This is a genomic window from Streptococcus hyointestinalis, from assembly GCF_041225505.1.
Classification (GTDB): Bacteria; Bacillota; Bacilli; order Lactobacillales; family Streptococcaceae; genus Streptococcus; species Streptococcus hyointestinalis_B.
The window spans coordinates 1-1,713 of sequence record NZ_JBCLSK010000084.1 but is presented as its reverse complement, the minus strand read 5'-3'; the positions used below and the strand labels follow the sequence as shown (position 1 = coordinate 1,713).

Below are 1,713 nucleotides of genomic sequence, written 5' to 3'. Positions count from 1 at the left end.
CGTAACTTGCCTTTATCGTGCTGCTTAATCGCCTGAAAAGCCTTTTCTAGTAGTTCTTCTGAGTAGGGTTTAAAGAAGTCTCTCACCCTCTTATTAACATGATACTCATCCCAAAAGTGCTCATGGCGTTTGACTTTGAGAGCTTTAGCGATTTCTTTAAAGATATAGGGTGTGTAGCCATGACCACTATCTGAATTGGTAATAAGCATGGTATCATCGTCAATCTCAAAGTGATTGTAGAGATAGTCCAATACCTGCTCACGAGTCAGACGATTATCAAGGGAAACAAATTCTTTTTTGCCCTGTAGCTCAAAACGATTGCTTCCAACTTTTTGACTGCCAGTATGAATGACGAAATGCGATAAATCGACATTGTGATTATCCAACTCCTCCCCTCTTGCTTTAACCATCACACCGTCTCCTTCAATGTAAATCACATTGACGTGTTTTTTCACTATCTTGTGCTTCTCTTCAAAAAAACGATAAGCTTCTCGTTCTTCCAGTAGATTACGACAGAGTTTAACTGCTTTTACCACTGTAGGTTTAGTAATCACAATATGGTAACACATCTGGATTGTTTTAATGACTTTATCATAAGGCATCATCGTCGACAATAGAGCAATTTGATACATAAATTCCCAAGAAAAACGGACATTTTTCTTAAGTCCCAACTTGTCATCCACCGGAACACACCACTTGTCTCCCTTTTTCCATCGACGTCGTCTGAAAGTAAACTCTCCAAACGTAAACGCTACTGTCCGTTCCATAGAGTGAACACAGGTGTAGCCTCTAGCTTTCATCACTGGAATCATCTTCTCATCATACTTTGCCACAAACTCATAGAAATTCTCTGCTTTTTGAGCTAATAGTTGTTCTTTCAACTCGTACTCATCCAAAATAGACATTCTCTCTCCCTTTCATACGAACTCACGTCATTATTTTATAAAAGTTGAGCAGTCTTTTTCAAATTTCTTTTTATTTGGACACCAAAAAAGAGACTACCTCTGACTCGGAAGTAAGTCTCTTGTTGTCAATAGTCATCTAAAATATTTTGAATAGATAACTACTCTTCATTTACTGTAATAGATAACAGTTCCTCCTTGCTGGCTAAGAATAATTCCAGCTCTTTTGGGAGGTCTACTTCTAATCGTTGAGATAACTCTAGTAACCACCACACATTTTCAGCTAATTTTGCTTCAAGTTGGTAAGGGGTTTCGTCATAGTAACGTCCTTTTCTTGTCATAACAAGACGATTTAAATTTCCTATATCGTTAGATAACGCCAACAAATCTTCTTCTACCGACCACTCCGATCCATGATGTTCTCTTTCCAAGGCATGGTAGGCTTCTCGAATAGCCTGACTGCGCTGAATCATTTCATTTAATAACATTATAATCTCCCATTCTTATATTTCTTAAAAACTGCCATCACTTCACCAATAAAAAGCCAACTAACAAAAACAAATGGAATACCTACGGCAGCAACTATCCCAAACTCAAGAATATCCGCAATGAACGAAAAGCCACCTGAGAACTGAACCCCTAGTGCAATGATTAAAATCGGTAATACTAAAACAGGAACGAATTTCAAAGCCAATAGTCCAATGACTAACAAGAAAAACATGCTTAGCCCAATAGACTGATAAAAAACATAAAGTGCTATTGCTGCAATCAGCCACCAAAATGTCTGAACTAGCTTTTTGAGGGAAACAAA

3 protein-coding genes are annotated in these 1,713 nt (G+C 37.8%); all 3 read right to left on the bottom strand.

Annotation, left to right across the window (positions count from 1 at the left end):
- Positions 1–905, bottom strand: a 905-nt coding sequence (locus tag AALA56_RS10000; RefSeq protein ID WP_369909887.1) for a UPF0236 family transposase-like protein, incomplete at its 3' end; no start/stop codon positions are given.
- A gap of 158 nt (positions 906–1,063) precedes the next feature.
- Positions 1,064–1,390, bottom strand: a complete 327-nt coding sequence (locus tag AALA56_RS09995; RefSeq protein WP_369909886.1) for a MazG-like protein — start codon at positions 1,388–1,390, stop codon at positions 1,064–1,066.
- A partial coding sequence (locus AALA56_RS09990) for a hypothetical protein (RefSeq protein ID WP_369909885.1) occupies positions 1,390–1,713 on the bottom strand: 324 nt, incomplete at its 5' end. The genes AALA56_RS09990 and AALA56_RS09995, both read right to left, overlap by 1 nt.

Coding starts and splice junctions, on each gene's coding strand:
- AALA56_RS09995 (WP_369909886.1), bottom strand. CDS start 1,390: ATGTTATTAAATGAAATGATTCAGCGCAGTCAGGCTATTCGAGAAGCC.